Below are 18,212 nucleotides of genomic sequence, written 5' to 3'. Positions count from 1 at the left end.
AAGACAAAAATAGCTTATATTTGTCCTGTATGCAAGACAGATGTAGCAAGATGGACAAAAATATTTTAAAGTCAGTCATTACAGATAATCAGGTAGAGGTTCCGAAATATCAGGTAATACCGAGGAATTTCACTTTTGAGGAGTTTGGGAATTATGTTTTTGTGGGTATTCGGAGGGCTGGAAAATCTTTCTTGCTTTATCAGCGAATGCAACAATTACTGGCGCAGGGAATTCATTGGGATGAGATGCTTTACGTTAATTTTGAAGATGAGCGTCTTGTCGGCATGTGTTTGGAAGATTTGAATTTGCTTTTGGAAGTACATTTGGAAATGTATGGAAAGAAGCCCATCCTTTTTTTGGATGAAATTCAAAATGTTGCAGGTTGGGAAAAATTTGCCCGCCGTCTGGCTGATACCAAACACCGGATTTATATTACCGGAAGTAACGCTAAAATGTTGAGTCAGGACATACAAACTACTTTAGGCGGACGTTATATTCCGATTAATGTTTACCCGTATAGTTTTAAGGAGTTCCTGAATGCAAATCATATCAGGGTGGATGATCGTTCTTTGTTTGCGACTGAAACCAGAGCGGAGATATTGAGAAAATTCAATGATTATTTTTACTATGGCGGATTTCCTGAAGGAGCAGAATTTTCAGCCAAGCGTGATTATCTGACCAGTGTTTATCAAAAGATCTATTTAGGGGATATTGCAGCCCGCCATTCGGTGGAAAATACTTTTGCGTTGCGTGTGTTGTTTAAAAAGTTGGCTGAAAGTGTAAAGCAACCTATGTCATTTACTCGGGTTGCTAATATCGTTTCCTCGACAGGGGTAAAAGTCGGTAAAACAACTATCATCAATTATATTGAATATGCGAAAGATACTTGGTTGATTTCTTCCATCCAAAATATAGCGGGTAAGCTTGTTGACAAAGAAACTAATCCTAAGTATTATTTCACAGATAACGGGATTCTGAATCTTTTTTTACTTGACGGAGAAACTTCATTGCTGGAAAATCTCGTTGCCATCAATTTGTTACGTAAATATGGACGAAATGATGCCGTGTTTTTTTATAACCAGGCAGTTGAAGTGGATTTTTATATTCCGGATGAAGCGGTAGCTATTCAAGTTTGCTATAATCTTGATAATAGTGATGGTACTTTTGACCGGGAAATAAGTGCTTTATTGAAGCTATCGAATGTGTTGGAATGTAAAAAATTAATGGTGATCACGCGTGATTCCGAACAAGTCCTAGAGATAGACCATAAAGTCATCGAGATTATTCCAGTTTGGAAGTGGCTCTTGAATTTATGAAATGGTATATTATTCATTTCACTCATTATTTATTCTTAAAGCAGGTGGAGAAGTCAAGGATTTTTTTTGATTTTTGTTATAATAATCTATCCAAATATTTTTCCCAAGTTTGTTTAAGGTTGTCTTGTATAGATGATATTCCGGGGCACATATTTTGTTTAAGAATGGAATCAATTTGCTGATAGATTTCCTGAACTAGGTTACTGTATTCATTTAGCCAAAGTGATAATGAATCTTCCGTTGTTATGGAGTCATACCAATCGTACAATTTTTGACAACGAAGTTTTGTTATATGCTGTGTTTGCTGAACGATTTGATTATAGATATTGATGGATTGAGAATGATGTTTACTATTTTGTTTTAATCCCCAGTGATATCCGAGTAGTAAACCACCCGTAGTTAGAATTGTAATTAAAAGAATGGATAAATAGGGTAAATATTTATTCTTTGAATGGAACAAATGAATGATTTCGTCTGTGCTTGTGTAACGTTGGATAGGATGTTCAGAGGTACAACGTCTGATTATCTTGTGTACGTGTGGAAGTTTTACATGAGTCGTTTGTATGATTTCTTCTAAAATTATCCCGATAGAATATATATATTTCCCCTCGCAAAATAAGGGAGAATCTAATCATGTTATTAATCTTAGGACGTGGCTATTAGAACCGAATAGTTTTTTTCAGTTTGCATGCAAATTGCATGTATAAGGAAAAAAGAAAAGCAGTTACATTTTTTTGTAACTACTTGATTTTTAATGTAGTCCCACTTGTACCTCAAAACATTAATCTATCTAAACTTATATATACTTATTATATGCTGTAAATCAGATTTATATGAAAATACTGCATGTTTGAAATAAAACAAAGTTTTGCAAAATACAGAAAATGTTTTGCAAATGTTCTGCAAAACATTAAATTTGTACAAAGCCCAAAACCTTTCAGACATGGCCACATTAAACTATTACATCAGAGTATCAAAAAAAAGCGAACACGCCACCATTCGCGCCTACTTCTCTGCCCATCGCGGCACAACCCTCTATGCTCAGACCCCCTACATCATCCCCGTAAAAGCTTGGGACAGCGAAAAATCCACCATCAGCCAAAAAGCCAAATACGACAACACCTTCACCCACCAGGCAGCCCAGCAAATCATCGACCACTTAAACGAAATCGAGCGTCGTGTCTTTGCCAAATTCAATGCGGACAACCAAAACTTCCCGAAAAAATGGTTACAGGACATCATCGACCAATACACAGACGAACAAACCCGTCCCCTCATCGAAACCTTAAAACCCGAAACACTAAACGAATACATCGCCCGTTACATCCACGAAATGGAATCCGGCAAGCGTAAAGCCATCAAAAAAACAAAATACGGCCAATACGAAATCAACTACGCCAAAGGCACAATCAAAAACAAAACCTCCTTTCAGACCGAATTCAACAACTTCCAGAACCTCCGGGGCAAAACATACGACTTCAACGACATAAACATGCAACTATACCGGGACCTCGTCGACTACTTCAACAACAAACAATATTCACCAAACACCACCGGGAAACACATCAAATCACTAAAAGAAATCATGGCGGCTTCCCGTGAGGAAGGATTGCATACAAACTTCCAAACCTTGCAAAAAGGCTTTAAAATCATGAGCTGCGAATCCGACACCATCTACCTCACCCACAAAGAAATCGAAGCCATCGAAAAACTCGACCTAAGCGCGCCCAAAGATGCCCAGCTTGACATATGCCGCGACATCTTCCTGGTAGGAGTAGAAACACTCCAACGCTACTCCGACTACCATCGCATAAACAAAGAAAACATCATCACCCTCCCCAACAAAACAAAAGCCATCACCCTCCGCCAGCAAAAAACAAACGCAAAAGTTGTAATCCCATGCACACCGCGCCTCACCCGAATCCTGGCAAAATACCGGAATGAGCTCCCGCGCACCTACAGCCAAATGCTAAACGACAACATAAAACTCATCTGTTTACGGGCAAAAATCACACAAAAAATAGAACACACCACCATAAAAGGAGCCAAAAGACAAACACAAATCATTCCCAAATACACCCTCGTCACCACACACACCGCCCGTCGTACAGGAGCCACACTTCTCTACTTAGACGGAATGGACCTGCTTTCAATAATGAAATTCACCGGCCATCAAACCGAAACCGAATTTCTGAAATACATACGTGTCACCGCCGAAGAAAACGCCATCCGTTTCAGTAAAATGAAATACTTCAACAAAACCACTTGAAAAAACAACATCCCCCTAAAACCATGCAATCAACCGCCAGCCCCCCTGATGCACGCCGGGAGGGCGTGCATCAGCATACCATCACATCCTGTAGGAGGTCCGCCAAACTCCTTCAAAACCATCGTTTGGAAAAACTAACCTCCTAAATAACAAACCTATGAAAACCCTCAACAAAACCCTTTGCTTCCTCAAACTCGTCACCCTCCTGACCGACAAACTCAACGACATCGCAACCCGGAAAACAAAAACACCCCTGACATTCAACACCTGCCTACACACCCTCACACTCGCCCAATTCCTCCACCACCTCCAAACCTGCTCAGCTGAAACCATATCCGCCGAAATCATCGAACTATGCCTCACAACCACCCAACTTCTTCTCTTCTTCAAACTACTCGACAGCCAGATAAAACACACCGCAACACAAATCGGAAACATCCGGCATCAATGGACAAACCCCAACCTCCATACCAGCCTCTCAGCCGACCAACACACCCAGCTCGACCGCATCATTACCCTCATCGCTGACACCTACAACCACATCCGGCCCACAATCGACCAACTCCGTTCCCTCTCCGGTCTTCCGGACAACCTGCCCGACCTCCCGCCGGCAAAACCCCACTTCAACCGTTATGCCTTCCAGGCCTCCGAACCACAACACCTCCACACCCTGCTCATCCGACACCAACTCATTCCGCCAACCACACCGCCCCAAACCACAGCATACATATTCTACGGCATCGGCACCTCAGCCTCCTGGCAACCCATCCTCTGGCTTCACACCGTCGCCGAACTATCCTACTTCATCGACATGTTCTTCGGAATATCCGACCAGCGCGACAAATGGCGCACCGCACACCTCTGCTTCTGCAACAAAAAACACCGCCCCTTCAACTACAACTCCCTCCGGGGAAAACAATACAACTACCTTTCAAACCGCAACTCCGAAACCCTCCGCACCATCGACCAGATACGGAACTGCCTCAAATAACATTGCAACCCATTGCAGCATATTGCACCTCCTGCTGCAATGGATAGCTATTCATATCCCCTCCGTTCTTCCATTCTTTTGTTCCACAACTTTAAAACTCAAGTTATGGAACAATCAATCATCATCCCCGTATCCCTCGGCGACCTCAAACAAATCGTCACCGAAGCAGTCAACCAGGCCCTCACCGGCACCCTCCACCAATTCATCCCCGACGAAAAACGCTACCTCACCCGCAAAGAAGTAGCCGAAAAATTCCACGTCACCCTCTCCACCGTCCACGCATGGATTAACTCCGGAAAAATACAGGCCGTGAAAATCGGTCGACGAACCCTTTTCGACCTCTCCGAAATCGAAAACGCCGCCTCACCCAAATACAAACGACTCCAAAACACCTAAGCCATGAACACCTATCGCTACAAACTCCAGCCCTACGACGGCATCTCCTCCCGCTTCACCTGTCCAGCTTGTGGAGCCACCCATCGTTTCGTCCGCTACATCGACACCCTCACCGGTCACATCCTCAACGAAAAAGTAGGACGCTGCGAACGCATCCAATCCTGTGGTTACCACTACACCCCACGCCAGTACTTCCACCACCTCCGCCGTCTTGGAATCACCCCGCCGCCTGTTGCCGCCGTTCCCTCGCCTCCGGAAGACAAACCGGACACCTTTTCCACCATCTCCTCCGTACTGTTCACCACCTCTGCGCTCGCCTCGCAGCCCGAACAAACCGCGCTCCTCCGCTTCCTCGCCGACCGGCTTCACCTCTCTGCCGCTCAACTCCGCCAGCTCATCGACACCTACCGGCTCCAGTCCGCCACCTATGGCCGCATCATTTTCCCTCAGATTGACGCCGCCGGCTACTGCCGTACAGCCAAAATCATGGCCTACAACCTGGCTACCGGACACCGCATCAAAGACCGCGCCGGCTCCTTCAACTGGCTCCACCGCATCCTCATCTCCCAGGGGAAACTCCCCCGCGACTTCCGCCTCCGCCAATGCCTTTTCGGAGAACATCTCCTCCCGGCACATCCCCTTAAACCCGTCGGAATCGTCGAAAGCGAAAAAACAGCACTCATTTGCTCTGTCACCTACCCAAAACTCCTTTGGCTCGCCACCGGGGGCAAATACAACTTCACACCCGACCGCTTCCTGCCGCTCTCCGGACGCATCATCAACGCCATACCCGACGCCGGAGCATATCGTTTCTGGACCCTCAGAGCCAAAACCATCACCCGCATCGTCCCTTGCCAGCTCCACGTCTCCGACTGCATCGAACGTGCCGCCACACTCGACGAACACCAGCGCGGCATCGACATTGCCGACCTCATCCTCGACAACCGGCCACCACAATTCTTTTGATACCTGAAAGCCGGGTGGGGGAGAGCACCCCCCATCCGGACACCCCCAACCCGCGACACACAATTGGTTTATCTAATCATCCCACAACTCAAAAAACATGATTACCATCCCATCCATATCCATAAAACCCCACGGAATCGCCATCTATGACCAACACCTCCAAACCCGCCCCCGCCGTGAAGACGACTTCCCGCGTCCCTGCCGCTGGTGCCGGCCCCGTCAAAACGACCCGGAAGGCATCATCTCTCCCAAAGCGGCCCGCCGCATACAGGCAGCCATCAAATGGCTCCTCTTCTTCTCCAAAACAAAACGTGCATACAACCGCGACACACGCCGCTGGGTAAAATACCGCATATCCTTAATCACCCTCACCCTCAGCAGCCCCCAACGCCATTCCGACCAACTCATAAAATCCCGTCTCTTCAACCAGCTCCTCACCGAACTGCGCGAACAAAACGGAATGCTACACTACGTCTGGAGAGCCGAAAAACAACAAAACGGAAACATCCACTTCCACCTCCTCACAAACATCTTCATCAACGCCACCATCCTGCGCCAAAAATGGAACCGCATCCAAAACAAACTCGGCTACATCGACGCATACGCCGAACACATGAACGCCGAAATACACACCTTCACCGACTACCACAACCACTACATCAACCAAGCCGACACCCAAACCCTCCGCCGTCGCTACATCGCCGGTTACGCTTCCGGATGGCGCAACCCCAACAGCACCGACATCCACAGCGTCCGCAAAGTCCGCGACCTCACCCGCTACCTCTGCAAATACCTCTGCAAAAACCTCCTCTCCGAATACAAAAAATACGAAGACATCCCGCCCCGCCTCCTCGTCCGGGGTAAACTCTGGGGACTGTCCCAGACCCTCAGTGCCCTTCGCAGCGTCACCGCTGCCGTCGACCGCTTTGTTTTTGAGGACCTCACCACCCTCTGCACCGAATTTGCCGGCAACATCATCCGGCACGACTACTGCACCTTCATCCCCGCCACCTTCCGCGACATCATCCGTCTCGGCTGCTCTGCCATCCTCCGCTGCATATACGAACGCCTCAAAGAAATCGGTGTCAACATCCTGCAACTCACTTAAAACCTGCAACCATGAAACCACCACCGTCTCAATACCGCTTCTGCCGCCCCTCCCGGAAGTCACTTCTTTTAACCTCCGGACGGCTCAACTCTGTCATCAACACCCCCGCGCCTGCGCGTGGGCAAAAATCAAACCCCATTCCAAACCCTGTAAACATTTCCCAACATGAAAAAACGCACCTACTACTGTGGCCGCTGCTTCCACTTCCTCATTGACCCCAACATCCTCAACCGGGAGCTTGGCCGCTGCTACGGCCAGAAACAGCGCACCGTCTCAGCAAAACAAAAAGCCTGTAAAAACTATCGTCCCAAACCTTAAAACCCCTGACACCATGCAAACCAACCTCAACACCCTCATCCTCATCCGTGAAGAATTTTACACCGACCGGACCATCGGCTCCATACTCTACCGGAACCGGCTCTACGTCCGCACCCTCGAACCGCCATACTATCCGCCGGAAAACACCCTCCACAACACCGCCAACACCGCCGTCCCCTTTGCCGCCTACCGGCTCAAATTCCACGACAGCCCCCGTCACGGCCTCCAAAAACTCTGCCTCTGCGACGTTCCCCACCGTTCCGGCATCCTCATCCATGCCGGAAACACCTCCGCCGACACCCTCGGCTGCATCCTCCCTGGCATCGACCTCCGCAACGGCTGCCTCACCGAATCCCGCTCCGCCCTCCGTCAGCTCGAAACCCTCGCCCGTGCCATCCAGGCCACCCACCGCGAAATCTTCCTATACATCACCCGTTAATCCCTCGTCCTCATGATCCGCACCCGTTCACCTCCGGTTCCAAATCCACTAACCAAAGACTAACCCCTGATAATCCAAAACCCATGTTCAAAAAACTCACACCCCAAAACCTCCGCCGCCTCCAGCGCAAAGCCGCTCGTTTCCATGCCCGCATCCACATCCGCACCGGCCACTACCACCTCATCCTCCCCCAATACTGCACCCTCTCATTCCATTCCTTCACCGCTTTGTGGATTTTTGTGGAAAATCTTAGACCTCATTAAATTATTTCTCCTTTAGTACTAAAAAATATTTGTTAAGTTTGTACCTTACTATTTTCTACAATACTTTAAAAAACGTATTATGACAAAAGAACAATTTTTCAATCTACTTACCGAGGAAATAAAATCATATAATCAACTATTGGCTACAGATAAAGGAGATTGGATTGTAAAAGGCTTTATTGATATTTATAAAAGAATCTATACGATAACACTTGATACAAAAGTTGTTTCCAAAATAATAGAAATACTTTTAATTCCACCTTTAAACCATTTTGCTGAAAAAAATGGTTTAAAATTAATATTACCTAAAGAACAAAATTTCTATCCTGACATGACCTTTTTGGATGCAGAAGGAAATTTATTTGCTGTCGATTTTAAAAGCACCTTTCGGGATTCAAAAAATAAAATAAAATCAATGACATTAGGAGCTTTTTCAGGGTATTTTAGGGAAAGAACCTCTACTAAAAATACAACTTTCCCTTATGGACAATATAAATCACACTTAGTATTAGGGGTTATTTACACTCAAAATAAAAATCTATCTAATGAAAAAGAGATATATAGTTTAGAAAACTTTGATCAGATAAAATCTGTGATAAGAGATTTTCAATTCTTTTTACAACCAAAATATAAAATTGCTTGTGATCGTCCTGGAAGTGGAAATACAAAAAACATAGGTTCAGTCAATACAATTGATAAATTGACAGAAGGGAAAGGTATTTTTGCAGAGTTAGGAGAAGAAGTATTTGATGACTATTGGATGTATTATCTCAATGCTAAGGATGCTAAAGAATTAGGTTTAGAAAAACCTCCTTATACTAATATTCTTTCGTATAAAGAATATAAACAGAAAAACGTAGAGATTTTAGATAAAATAAAAAATATCTCTGATGAAAACTAAAACATATATACCTCCTATTAAATCTCAGGGAATTAAAACAAAATTAGTTGATTGGATTAATAATCTTGTTTTATCCTCTGGAGTTGCTTTAAATGCTAATTGGTATGAGCCGTTTTTTGGTACTGGTGTTGTTGGCTTTAACTCTCCTTTGCAAGGTCGGTTTATTGTGGGAGATACCAATCCGCACATTATTCGGTTTTATACCGATTTGCAAAATGGAATTATTAATAAATCTTTAATGAGGGAGTACTTGAAAGAAGCGGGAAATATTTTAGCTTGTGCAGAAGAAAATGGATATGCTTATTATAGAGAAATCAAAAATCGTTTTAATAGAGAAAACTCTCCTTTAGATTTTATATTTTTATCGCGGGCGGGATTTAATGGCATGATGCGTTTCAATAAAAAAGGTGAATGGAATATTCCTTTCTGCAAAAAGCCTAATAGATTTGCAGCTCCATATATTACTAAAATATGTAATCAAGTAGAAGCAATCCAACGTATAATCCTATCTAAACCTTGGACATTTCATAATGTACATTTTGAGGAAATAATTACAATGGCAGGGGAGGGAGATATAATTTATTGCGATCCACCATATTTTGGTCGCTATGTTGATTATTATAATGGCTGGACAGAAGCAGATGAAGAACATTTGTTTCATCTACTTTCCAATACAAAAGCTAAATTTATACTTTCAACATGGCATCACAATGCCTATCGGGAAAATGAAATGATTACGAAGTATTGGGATTGTTTTAATATTCAAACTAAAGACCATTTTTATCATAGTGGAGGTAAAGTAGAAAACAGAAACTCCATAGTAGAAGCATTAATTTATAACTTTCAGCCTGTGACAAGACAAGAGAGAAAGCAGGAAAAAGTAGAGCTAACACTATTTTAATATTCATAATAAAATCTAAGCAGAATAAAAAAGACCGTCATAAATTAAATAAATGGCGGTCTCTTTTTATCCCCTTCAATCATCCCACCTTACTCCGCACCCTCCGGATCAGCAGCAACCCCTCCATCACCGTCACACTCACATACGAATCCTCTACAATCCCGGCTTCCCTCATCCACTTCCCCTTCAAACGTAAAAAAGGAACCTCCTTTCTTCCTTCCTCAAACAAACCTTGCACCTTCAGATAATGCACCTCCGGCGTCTCCGTCTTAATCTCCACAGCCACCTCGGTCACTGTCGGGCTGATTACCTTCCTCAATACATTTCTCCTTTCCGGCATTTCTGCCCTGTTTTTCCTTACATCAACCTTTGCCATAACTTCTCATATTTTACAGGTAAACAACTAAACCATCGCATTCTTGGCCCTTATCCTCATAATTTCCTCCAGCTCGCTGCCAATCTGCTCATAATAATACAGCTTCTCAGAAATCAACCGGCCAAACGACCCGATTTTTGCCGCCATTACCATCCATTTCCCCATAGCCCATCCAACCCGCTCCTTCTCCTCCCGGCTGCATCCGCCATACATAATGTAATAATTGCAGGCCCTTTGAATCTCTGCCAGCCCGTCTGTCCACGAACAATCCAGCGTCCGGAACAACGCCTCCATCATTCCCGCATCATCCTGCATAAAATCCAGCGCATCCCTGTAATGTGAATAACCCTTCTTGCTCGTCAAAGCATACTTCCCGGCCATCTTAAACAGCCTTTCCAACCGCCTCTGACCTCGCGTCAGCCGTTGCGGTCCATTGTTTTTCTCCGGTGTAAAATCAACGGTACTCATAATTTTTGATATTTGGAGTGAGGGCGGAAATAAAAAGACGGTTCCGCCTTTCCCGTTGCATGTCACCTCAGAGAAGCCGGAGGCACATTAATGCTCCCCACGGGGGTACGGAACCGTGTATCGAGTTAGCGGACATAAAAAATCCCGCTACTGAAATTGAAGCAGGTTCACTGCTTCTCTGATTAATGACATGCACCTCAAAGATACAACTTTATTTCATCTCACCAAACATCCATAGATAAAAACATTATAATAATGGAAAAATATTTATCTTTAGCTTACTTAAATTTACCAACGATGAAAGAGCCTGAAATAAAGATATATCATTCATGGGAAGTTGTGAATCATGAAACTGTAATAAAAAACTGTGATAAATCTTTTTTCAAGTATAAAGGCTCAGGTATCCCCTTTGAGGTCTTGGATTATTTCAATGCAAAAAATTTTTAGCAGGGCAAAAAAGAGAAATTATACTCAAATTTAATGGGCATTCTTATAATGCCTATATCATAAACAACAGAAGTTTTCGGGTGCAAATCAGATGGTTCAGCAACTTGGGGAAAATATTCAGTGATTTGTATCCCGATACTCAACATAGACCATACCCCAAACTGAAATTCACTAAAATTCAGGACAATATCTTTAACCTGTCATTTATTCCTTCCGAATCAGAAATCGTACAAACAGAATCCATAGATACTGACTTCAACAGTGAAACAAATGAAAAAGAACAACAACGCTACATAAAAAAACTAAGAAAATCAAGAAAAACAAAAGAACAGCTATTAAACCTCTTATCCAAACGCCAAAATCAACAAGACAGAACCGAAACCTACAAAGGGATAAGAAATAAACGCGACAATGAATCAATAGCCATAATCAAATATTTGAGGAAATTTAAATGCCAGCTTTGCGGGAAATCCATTCTGAAACGGGATGGCACCTACTACGTTGAGGCTGCCCATATTGACCCCAAATGTGACAAAGGAAAAGAAACTTTAGAAAACATTTTGCTCTTATGTCCTAACCACCACAAAGAATTCGATTTGGGTAAACGCGAAATTATTTACAGGGATAACCACTCATTAATTCTAAAAATAAATGGTGAAACTTTCAAAATTTCATTAATTGTATGACACCTGGGGCAGGAGTTTTACCTCAACTCCCGTCCCTGTGTATCCAAAAGCGAAAAGCTCATTTTTACTTCCCTTTTTTTCGTATCTATCTGTTTGCATCTTTACATCCTTATCTGTTTTTCTTCTCTTTTTATATTTATCTTTATCACATTATTTTAAGACAGTAGTATATGAACCCCAATATCGAATACGAAAAATTTACCCGGGAAGTCTATCAAAAATTACTTGATGCTGATGTAGTCAAAACGACAGAAGTTAAACATAACGTCAAGCTGACTGGCAAATCAGGACAAAAACACCAGATAGATGTTTATTGGGAATATGAAATAGAAGGAGTCAGGCGCAAAGTCGCCATAGAATGCAAAAACTACAACAAGGCGGTTTCTCTTGGAAAGGTTCGGGATTTTTATGGCGTTTTAATCGATTTAAACAATGTTGCCGGCATCATGGTAACGAAAATAGGTTATCAGGAAGGTGCAAAAAAATACGCCTCTCATTATGATATTAACCTGATGGAACTAAGGGCACCCAATAAAGGAGAAGGAATCATTGGAGAAACAACATTAAATATCGACGCAAAAATCCGCCATTGCTTGTTTTTAGTGGATGAAGAATGGGCAAAAGCTAAAAATCTGAATTTTCAGCAATACAAAGAAAACCTTGATTTCATGAGTAACTTTGATTGGCCGCCCAGGCGCACACCCATCCGATGGAGCGAAGCGACACATATTCCGTTAGGAACCAAAGACAGGAAAATCCGCGACGGGAAAGGACAGACAATTACAACCCTTGATGAATTAGACAGGAAACTGCCGGAAAAATTTGAAAAAGAATCCGACTTCACATTCAACTTTCTGGATGCCTATATAGATACCACCTATTGGGGACCGGTAAAAATAAAAGAAATAAAATACACCCATGAAATAAAAAAACAGACAACAGTCATATCCATTGATGCACACGAATTTATAAAAGCAATACTAAAAGATGCGGAAAGCGGCAAAATCAAACTCATCGTCATGAAAGAATAAAAAAACGAATCATAAGACACAAACGGACAGCGAAATGACGTCTTTTTTCTGTCAAACCTGTAACACAAAAACGGTTCCGCCTTTCCCGTTGCTTAACACCCAGAAGGCTGGGGGCACATTAATGCTTCCCACGGGGTACAGAACCGTATGCTACACTGGCAGACCTGAAATGTCCTCTCTGGCTGACAAAGCAATTCTTCCGCCTACATAACAGATTCCTCCCTCTGAATATACAACTTTATTCCATCTCACCAAACCCTTAAAGACAAAAAATTGTAATACAAAAAACACCTCATATTTTCTGACAAAGAAACACCCTCTTACAGAAAAGAATGAATAAATGATTGTCTCTTTGAGGTTTATTTTGTTCATTTGTAGAGACCAAACAAAAAAAGCATGGCACAAAAAACATTTAATATATATTGCGACGAAAGCACACATTTGAAAAACGACCATCATCCTTACATGCTATTAGGCTACGTCAGTATTGCTTATCCTCAGATAAAAATGGCAAAAGAGCAAATAAAACTGATAAAAACTAAATACCATTTCCGGGGAGAGCTAAAATGGACGAACGTACACGATAAAACCTACCCGATGTATAATGAAATCCTGGAATATTTTTTAATGACAGACTTAAATTTTCGTGCAGTCATCATAGATAAAAGTCAGATTGACGAAACGCGTCCGGAATACACATTCAATGACTTCTATTTCAGGATGTACTTCCAATTATTACATCAACTGACTGATTTAGAAAACAATTACAATGTCTATTTTGATATAAAAGACACTTGCAGTCATAAAAAACTGCACAAATTGAAAGATATTTTGCATTGGAATACCTCAATCAGAAATTTTCAGTTCATACGTTCACATGAAAGTTGTTTTTTGCAAATTGCAGACATTTTAATGGGGGCGATAAACTATAACTTGCGTATAGAAAAAGGCGATATTAAAGGCAAAGTTATAGCAAAAAGAAAACTTGTAGAGAAAATACAATCCCACACAAATATTTCCTTAGCCCGGACCACTCCCTTATCCCACAAGAAATTTAATCTGTTTTTCATTTCACTCAAATAAACTATTCCTATGACCTTTAATTTGACTAAAAAATATCCGGCTCTTTTGGAACTAAATCATTTGAGTGATACCGACAGGATAAACTCTTTAAAAAGAATTTTTAATCGTGATATTGCTGATAACTCGGATTTCTCTTTTAGGGGGAAAAAAATTTACCCGGTAAAATCAGAAGGAATGATTGATATGGAGAGGGAATTCAAACATTTAACCTGTAAACAAATTATCGAAGAGAGCGAAGGAAAAAAATACCCTAAACGGGTTTACGATCCTTTTCGTTCAGAAAGATTACATTGGATAAAAAACCATATAGAAGAAAAAGTCAGTGACAGTATATTTGAAATATTCTCTACAATAGAACGGGACCCCAAAAAACACAAAGATATATACAGGACTTATATTTATAATATCACCCGGAAATACGTAATAGTTTTAGAGCCGCAACTCAGGAATAGTCAGGCCTATTACTTACTATCGGCCTATTATCTGAATGAAACTTACGGAGAAAAACAGATGAAACAAAAATTAAGCAACAGATTAAAGGTAGTATATTAAAAACGCAAGGCTCAGATTTATATCATGATAAACCGAGCCTCGAAACTCCTTCTATTTATAGATGAGCATTACAAAATTACGAATAAAAAAAATTCTGTCCAAATAACTGTATCTTCTTGTTTCAAATTTAACTTTCAGGAACCCACCGGGCTTTTGCGTCCCGATTTTAATTATACCGGATTCGGTACAATTAAAAACGCCGCCCGGAGCAACAATTTTGTACTATCGGTGAAACCATGAATTAAACAAACCAATTCTTCCGCCTTCATAACAAATTCCTCCCTCTGAATATACAACTTTATTCCATCTCATCAAACCATTGCAGATAAAAATTCACATCTTCCTCCTCTCAAAGTAAAATCCCGTCCTCATGTGTCAATTTTTTCTAACTTTGTGAAAGAAACAATTTTTACTATAATGAAAATTACGGTTCAAAATACAGAAATCAATATTGTAAAAGTCAATGGCGAAGACTATATCTGCCTGACAGATATGCTACGAGCCAAAGATGGAGACTTCTTCATCACGGACTGGCTGCGTAACCGTAATACGCTTGAATATATCGGTATTTGGGAAAAAGTGTACAATCCGGATTTTAATTATGGCGAATTCGCCACAATTAGAAATACAAACGGACAGTTCTGTCAAACCGATAACACAAAAACGATTCCGCCTTTCCCGTTGACCGACATACCACCAGCAGAATAACCCGCCGTTGTTTTATTTGGGAAAGTCATTACCTTTGTTTTGCATAAAGATAAAATTATATCGGACAATGAAATGGACAATCGAAAATCTTCAGGAATTGGTTAATAACCAAGAAGAAGAAACCAACACATTAGAATTCAAAGATGCTGATGCACTTTCCAATGCAAGATTGAAACCACGGGAAAAAGAAGAATTAATGAAAGACATTTCCGCTATGGCAAACTCTAATGGCGGAACAATTATATTCGGTATTCAGGAAACTAAAGATAAAGATTTGCGGGGCAAAGCTGACAAACTTACCTCTATAACTGATCCGAAATTGACCAAAGAATGGTTGGAACAAATAATCTGTTCAAACATAACTCCTAAAATAAAAGACATTGTAATAACGAAATTGACTGCAGAAGATGGCTCTTGGTTTTTTATTCTTGATATTCCGAAAAGCAATACGGCTCACCAGGCTCCCGATAAAAAATATTATAAAAGGTATAATTTTATGGCCTCGGCAATGGATGATTGGGAATTAAAAGACATCATAAATCGTCAAAATAGACCTGAAATAGAAATTTCACTCTCTGTCAAACCTCTGGTTGATATATTGTCACGTCCGACAAATACCTTTGATATTACAATATTTCTTAGCAACAAAGGAATGATTGCTGCTAACTACATAAATTGTTTTGTTGAAATACAACCGGAATTAAAACCTTATATAGTAACTCCGCAATTTTCTGTTTACGATAACAAATATCAGGCTTATTTTGAAAATAAAGCAGGTAACAAATTGATTCCTAATACAACAATGTTTTTGCCGGCTCCTTATGAACCGTTATTACCCAATGTCACAAAACCCATAGGTACAATCAGAGTATATCAACGCTTTTTTTCCGTTAATTCATATATTAAATGTATGGTGGCTACGGAAACAAATTTTACTGTAAAAGATTTTTTAATTGCGGACCTTCTGGCCAGGCAATAAATTGATGCTCTTGCTTGCAAAGAACATTTCACTTTTAGTCATCATTATTCCATCCGCTTCCTTCTAACATAATCAAAATTATAGAACATGCTCGCTCCGCTCCGCGTGTCCTATAATTTAATTACGATTATGTTTCCAGAAAGCTCCGCGCCACCCTTGCCATACCCGCAAACCCCTGATACCGCACTCCGCCATCCCAGCCATACCCATCCGTCACACCGTCCCATCCTCGGCCCTGATACCCCGCGAACCTCCACACCACACCCTCCTCTGCGCATCTGCCACCGTCCTGCAATGCCGGAAACAAAACTACACCTCTTTTCTCCGCCTCCTTACGCCGGCATAACCCGCCCCTCCGCAAAGCCATTCGGCTGGTGCATCAACATCTCCCGGAGATAATGCACCGAATCCTATCCCTCCCTCACGCACCGCTTTTACCACCGTCCTGCAACTACGCCCGCCATTCACTTCCTCTCTTTTGCCATCCTTCTCTCGCGGGCTTTTCCGCACGCCCGTTCACCCTTCCGCTTCATTTCGTGTGCTTGTTCCCACAACCTCCCCACAACCGAAAACAACCACACCAAATCCCCATTCACCCCGTCACACCCTCACGCTCCACCCCGTCCCTCGCATACACAAGCCTGGTATTTTCTCCCCCCGACCCACTAAAATACAGGCCTGCGAGCCCACCCGCCACACCGCCTCAGGCCATCCCATCCACCGCCATAGTCGTGGCAGGAACTCACCCCCCTCACGCTTCAACAATTGACGAGACCGGTGGGCGTGGCGTTCCGACCACGCCCCACCGGCCACGTCAAATTGTCCCGCTTCGCACCCTTCTGTCCGAGTTCCCCTCACGACTACCTCCACCACACGAATCCCCCGAACCCGCCCATCCGCACCGCCTTTTCCACCGTCTTGCAATTGCGCCGACAGCCACCTCCCTACTTCTTCCATCGTCCTCTCCCGGCGCAAAAACACATAATAAAATGGCCTTACTTCCTTCGGCATATCTCCGGCATACCACCGGCATCACTCACACCAAACACCCCCTGCGCATTATCCCTCCACTCATGTTAAACCCAATCCCACAGACCACAACACAACATAAATACCTCTATATTGTGAACATCCATTTAATAACCTTATAAAATCAACACCAATGAAAGCAAAACCAAACGAACTATTTGAAGACTTCACCGGCTCAACTGGTAACATCACCGCCGCTCACTCTGCCGGCCACTTGGTTGTACGCAACAAAGTGGCTCCGACTTACACAGACACAGAATACCAGCGCGTAGTCCGTCAGAACTTCACCCGCTTTGCCAAAAACTGGCAAGACCTGACCGATGCACAACGTGCCCTTTGGGCAGAAAAAGCAAAAATCGTTTCTGCCTCCAGCACCTACTACGGCATATCCGGTAAAATCAGCGGCTTCAACCTTTACGTCCGTTGCAACATGAACCTCGAACTCATCGGAATCAACACGCCATTAACGGCACCCGTCGACAACATGACCGGTTTACTCCCCAACTTTAAAGCTGTAAACCTTTCAGAATCAGAATTGAAAATCGTTTTGGAGGGAAACGTTGAAGAAAACGATGTGCTGGTAGTCCGGATCACTCCGTTATCTGTCGGTCAAAGCACCAACATAAACGGACTGAGGCAGGTGGGAACCGTTGCCAGCGGAACATCCGAGGCCATCATCACCGAAAAGTACACCGCACAATTCGGAACACCTGCCACTGGTGACAAAGTACAGATACAAATCTATGCAATCAACACCCTTAGCGGTTACGCATCTGCCCGTCAAACCACAGTCACAAACATAGCCGGAGAGACATCCGGCTCATAACCCGCGGAACAATTCCGCACAAAAGAAAGGAGGCAATCATGGCAAACAACTGGAAATCGACCCTATGGGACATCATTCTTACAATTTTGACCTTAGGAATCTCCCACATTCAAAAACGTAAAAAAAAATTGGAAGAAGGAGAGGGCAGAAAAGACACAA

At 42.8% G+C, this 18,212-nt stretch carries 25 protein-coding genes and 1 pseudogene; 19 read left to right on the top strand and 7 right to left on the bottom strand.

Annotated elements, in window-relative coordinates; genetic code table 11:
- Nucleotides 1-50: 50 nt before the first annotated feature.
- Nucleotides 51-1,316: an ATP-binding protein gene (locus D1136_RS02985; RefSeq protein ID WP_161876251.1), complete on the top strand. Its 1,266-nt coding sequence runs from the start codon at nt 51-53 to the stop codon at nt 1,314-1,316.
- Nucleotides 1,317-2,259: 943 nt separating this feature from the next.
- The gene (locus D1136_RS02980) at nt 2,260-3,585 is read left to right on the top strand and encodes a tyrosine-type recombinase/integrase (RefSeq protein WP_161876134.1); all 1,326 of its coding nucleotides are present in this window, start codon (nt 2,260-2,262) and stop codon (nt 3,583-3,585) included.
- 81 nt (nt 3,586-3,666) lie between these two features.
- Here the strand turns inward: D1136_RS02980 and D1136_RS02975 are convergent, their stop codons facing one another.
- Nucleotides 3,667-4,023, bottom strand: a complete 357-nt coding sequence (locus D1136_RS02975; protein ID WP_161876133.1) for a hypothetical protein — start codon at nt 4,021-4,023, stop codon at nt 3,667-3,669.
- Nucleotides 4,024-4,063: 40 nt separating this feature from the next.
- A complete protein-coding gene (locus D1136_RS02970) occupies nt 4,064-4,300 on the bottom strand; it encodes a hypothetical protein (RefSeq protein ID WP_161876132.1) in 237 nt (78 codons plus the stop codon).
- Nucleotides 4,301-4,396: 96 nt separating this feature from the next.
- Between D1136_RS02970 and D1136_RS02965 the strand changes: the two genes are divergently transcribed.
- The 9 genes from D1136_RS02965 to D1136_RS02930 all read left to right on the top strand — a co-directional run bounded on the left by D1136_RS02965 (nt 4,397) and on the right by D1136_RS02930 (nt 9,868).
- Nucleotides 4,397-4,576, top strand: a complete 180-nt coding sequence (locus D1136_RS02965; RefSeq protein WP_161876131.1) for a hypothetical protein — start codon at nt 4,397-4,399, stop codon at nt 4,574-4,576.
- A 105-nt stretch (nt 4,577-4,681) separates the two neighbouring features.
- Nucleotides 4,682-4,972, top strand: a complete 291-nt coding sequence (locus tag D1136_RS02960) for an AlpA family transcriptional regulator (RefSeq protein WP_161876130.1) — start codon at nt 4,682-4,684, stop codon at nt 4,970-4,972.
- A gap of 3 nt (nt 4,973-4,975) precedes the next feature.
- Nucleotides 4,976-5,938, top strand: coding sequence for a DUF6371 domain-containing protein (locus D1136_RS02955; protein ID WP_161876129.1), 963 nt, complete (start codon nt 4,976-4,978; stop codon nt 5,936-5,938).
- A gap of 97 nt (nt 5,939-6,035) precedes the next feature.
- Nucleotides 6,036-7,046 (top strand): hypothetical protein, encoded by a 1,011-nt coding sequence (locus tag D1136_RS02950; RefSeq protein ID WP_161876128.1) that lies wholly within the window; start codon nt 6,036-6,038, stop codon nt 7,044-7,046.
- Nucleotides 7,047-7,211: 165 nt separating this feature from the next.
- On the top strand, nt 7,212-7,364 hold the full coding sequence (locus D1136_RS10875) for a hypothetical protein (protein WP_237566967.1): 153 nt from the start codon (nt 7,212-7,214) through the stop codon (nt 7,362-7,364).
- Between the two features lie 13 nt (nt 7,365-7,377).
- Complete coding sequence (locus D1136_RS10870; RefSeq protein WP_237566966.1) at nt 7,378-7,803, top strand: DUF5675 family protein; 426 nt, start codon at nt 7,378-7,380, stop codon at nt 7,801-7,803.
- Nucleotides 7,804-7,886: 83 nt separating this feature from the next.
- A complete protein-coding gene (locus D1136_RS02940) occupies nt 7,887-8,066 on the top strand; it encodes a hypothetical protein (RefSeq protein WP_161876126.1) in 180 nt (59 codons plus the stop codon).
- A gap of 79 nt (nt 8,067-8,145) precedes the next feature.
- On the top strand, nt 8,146-8,967 hold the full coding sequence (locus tag D1136_RS02935) for a type II restriction endonuclease (RefSeq protein WP_161876125.1): 822 nt from the start codon (nt 8,146-8,148) through the stop codon (nt 8,965-8,967).
- Entirely contained in the window at nt 8,957-9,868 is a 912-nt protein-coding gene (locus D1136_RS02930; protein WP_161876124.1) for a Dam family site-specific DNA-(adenine-N6)-methyltransferase, read from the top strand. Before D1136_RS02935 ends, D1136_RS02930 begins: the two co-directional genes overlap by 11 nt.
- Nucleotides 9,869-9,947: 79 nt before the next feature.
- On the opposite strand, the gene D1136_RS02925 is transcribed toward D1136_RS02930, so the two are convergent.
- The gene (locus D1136_RS02925) at nt 9,948-10,244 is read right to left on the bottom strand and encodes a SymE family type I addiction module toxin (RefSeq protein ID WP_161876123.1); all 297 of its coding nucleotides are present in this window, start codon (nt 10,242-10,244) and stop codon (nt 9,948-9,950) included.
- Between the two features lie 27 nt (nt 10,245-10,271).
- Nucleotides 10,272-10,712, bottom strand: coding sequence for a hypothetical protein (locus D1136_RS02920; RefSeq protein WP_161876122.1), 441 nt, complete (start codon nt 10,710-10,712; stop codon nt 10,272-10,274).
- Between the two features lie 255 nt (nt 10,713-10,967).
- Here D1136_RS02920 and D1136_RS02915 point away from each other — a divergent pair, with 255 nt between their 5' ends.
- The 7 genes and pseudogenes from D1136_RS02915 (at nt 10,968) to D1136_RS02880 (ending at nt 16,198) form a co-directional block, all read left to right on the top strand.
- On the top strand, nt 10,968-11,159 hold the full coding sequence (locus D1136_RS02915) for a hypothetical protein (protein ID WP_161876121.1): 192 nt from the start codon (nt 10,968-10,970) through the stop codon (nt 11,157-11,159).
- 80 nt (nt 11,160-11,239) lie between these two features.
- Nucleotides 11,240-11,845 carry an HNH endonuclease gene (locus tag D1136_RS10990; RefSeq protein WP_202623043.1) on the top strand — a complete coding sequence of 202 codons (606 nt, stop codon included), beginning with the start codon at nt 11,240-11,242 and terminating at the stop codon, nt 11,843-11,845.
- Nucleotides 11,846-12,015: 170 nt separating this feature from the next.
- Entirely contained in the window at nt 12,016-12,876 is an 861-nt protein-coding gene (locus D1136_RS02905; RefSeq protein WP_161876120.1) for a restriction endonuclease, read from the top strand.
- A gap of 396 nt (nt 12,877-13,272) precedes the next feature.
- Nucleotides 13,273-13,959, top strand: a complete 687-nt coding sequence (locus D1136_RS02900; protein WP_161876119.1) for a DUF3800 domain-containing protein — start codon at nt 13,273-13,275, stop codon at nt 13,957-13,959.
- Nucleotides 13,960-14,133: 174 nt separating this feature from the next.
- Nucleotides 14,134-14,511 (top strand): hypothetical protein, encoded by a 378-nt coding sequence (locus D1136_RS02895; protein WP_237566965.1) that lies wholly within the window; start codon nt 14,134-14,136, stop codon nt 14,509-14,511.
- Between the two features lie 414 nt (nt 14,512-14,925).
- A pseudogene (locus D1136_RS02885) lies at nt 14,926-15,147 on the top strand (KilA-N domain-containing protein); the annotation flags it as partial.
- Between the two features lie 139 nt (nt 15,148-15,286).
- On the top strand, nt 15,287-16,198 hold the full coding sequence (locus D1136_RS02880; RefSeq protein ID WP_161876117.1) for a helix-turn-helix domain-containing protein: 912 nt from the start codon (nt 15,287-15,289) through the stop codon (nt 16,196-16,198).
- 127 nt (nt 16,199-16,325) lie between these two features.
- Here the strand turns inward: D1136_RS02880 and D1136_RS02875 are convergent, their stop codons facing one another.
- From D1136_RS02875 to D1136_RS02865, 3 genes are all read right to left on the bottom strand, one after another.
- Complete coding sequence (locus D1136_RS02875; RefSeq protein ID WP_161876116.1) at nt 16,326-16,565, bottom strand: hypothetical protein; 240 nt, start codon at nt 16,563-16,565, stop codon at nt 16,326-16,328.
- Nucleotides 16,508-16,708 (bottom strand): hypothetical protein, encoded by a 201-nt coding sequence (locus D1136_RS02870; RefSeq protein ID WP_161876115.1) that lies wholly within the window; start codon nt 16,706-16,708, stop codon nt 16,508-16,510. Before D1136_RS02870 ends, D1136_RS02875 begins: the two co-directional genes overlap by 58 nt.
- Before the next feature lie 90 nt (nt 16,709-16,798).
- A complete protein-coding gene (locus D1136_RS02865; protein WP_161876114.1) occupies nt 16,799-17,209 on the bottom strand; it encodes a hypothetical protein in 411 nt (136 codons plus the stop codon).
- Nucleotides 17,210-17,360: 151 nt separating this feature from the next.
- On the opposite strand from D1136_RS02865, the gene D1136_RS02860 reads away from it, so the two are divergent.
- Entirely contained in the window at nt 17,361-18,053 is a 693-nt protein-coding gene (locus D1136_RS02860; protein WP_161876113.1) for a hypothetical protein, read from the top strand.
- The last annotated feature ends 159 nt before the right edge of the window (nt 18,054-18,212 follow it).

The organism is Odoribacter sp. Z80, from assembly GCF_009935865.1.
Classification (GTDB): domain Bacteria; phylum Bacteroidota; class Bacteroidia; order Bacteroidales; family Marinifilaceae; genus Odoribacter.
This window is presented reverse-complemented; position numbering and strand designations above follow the sequence as displayed.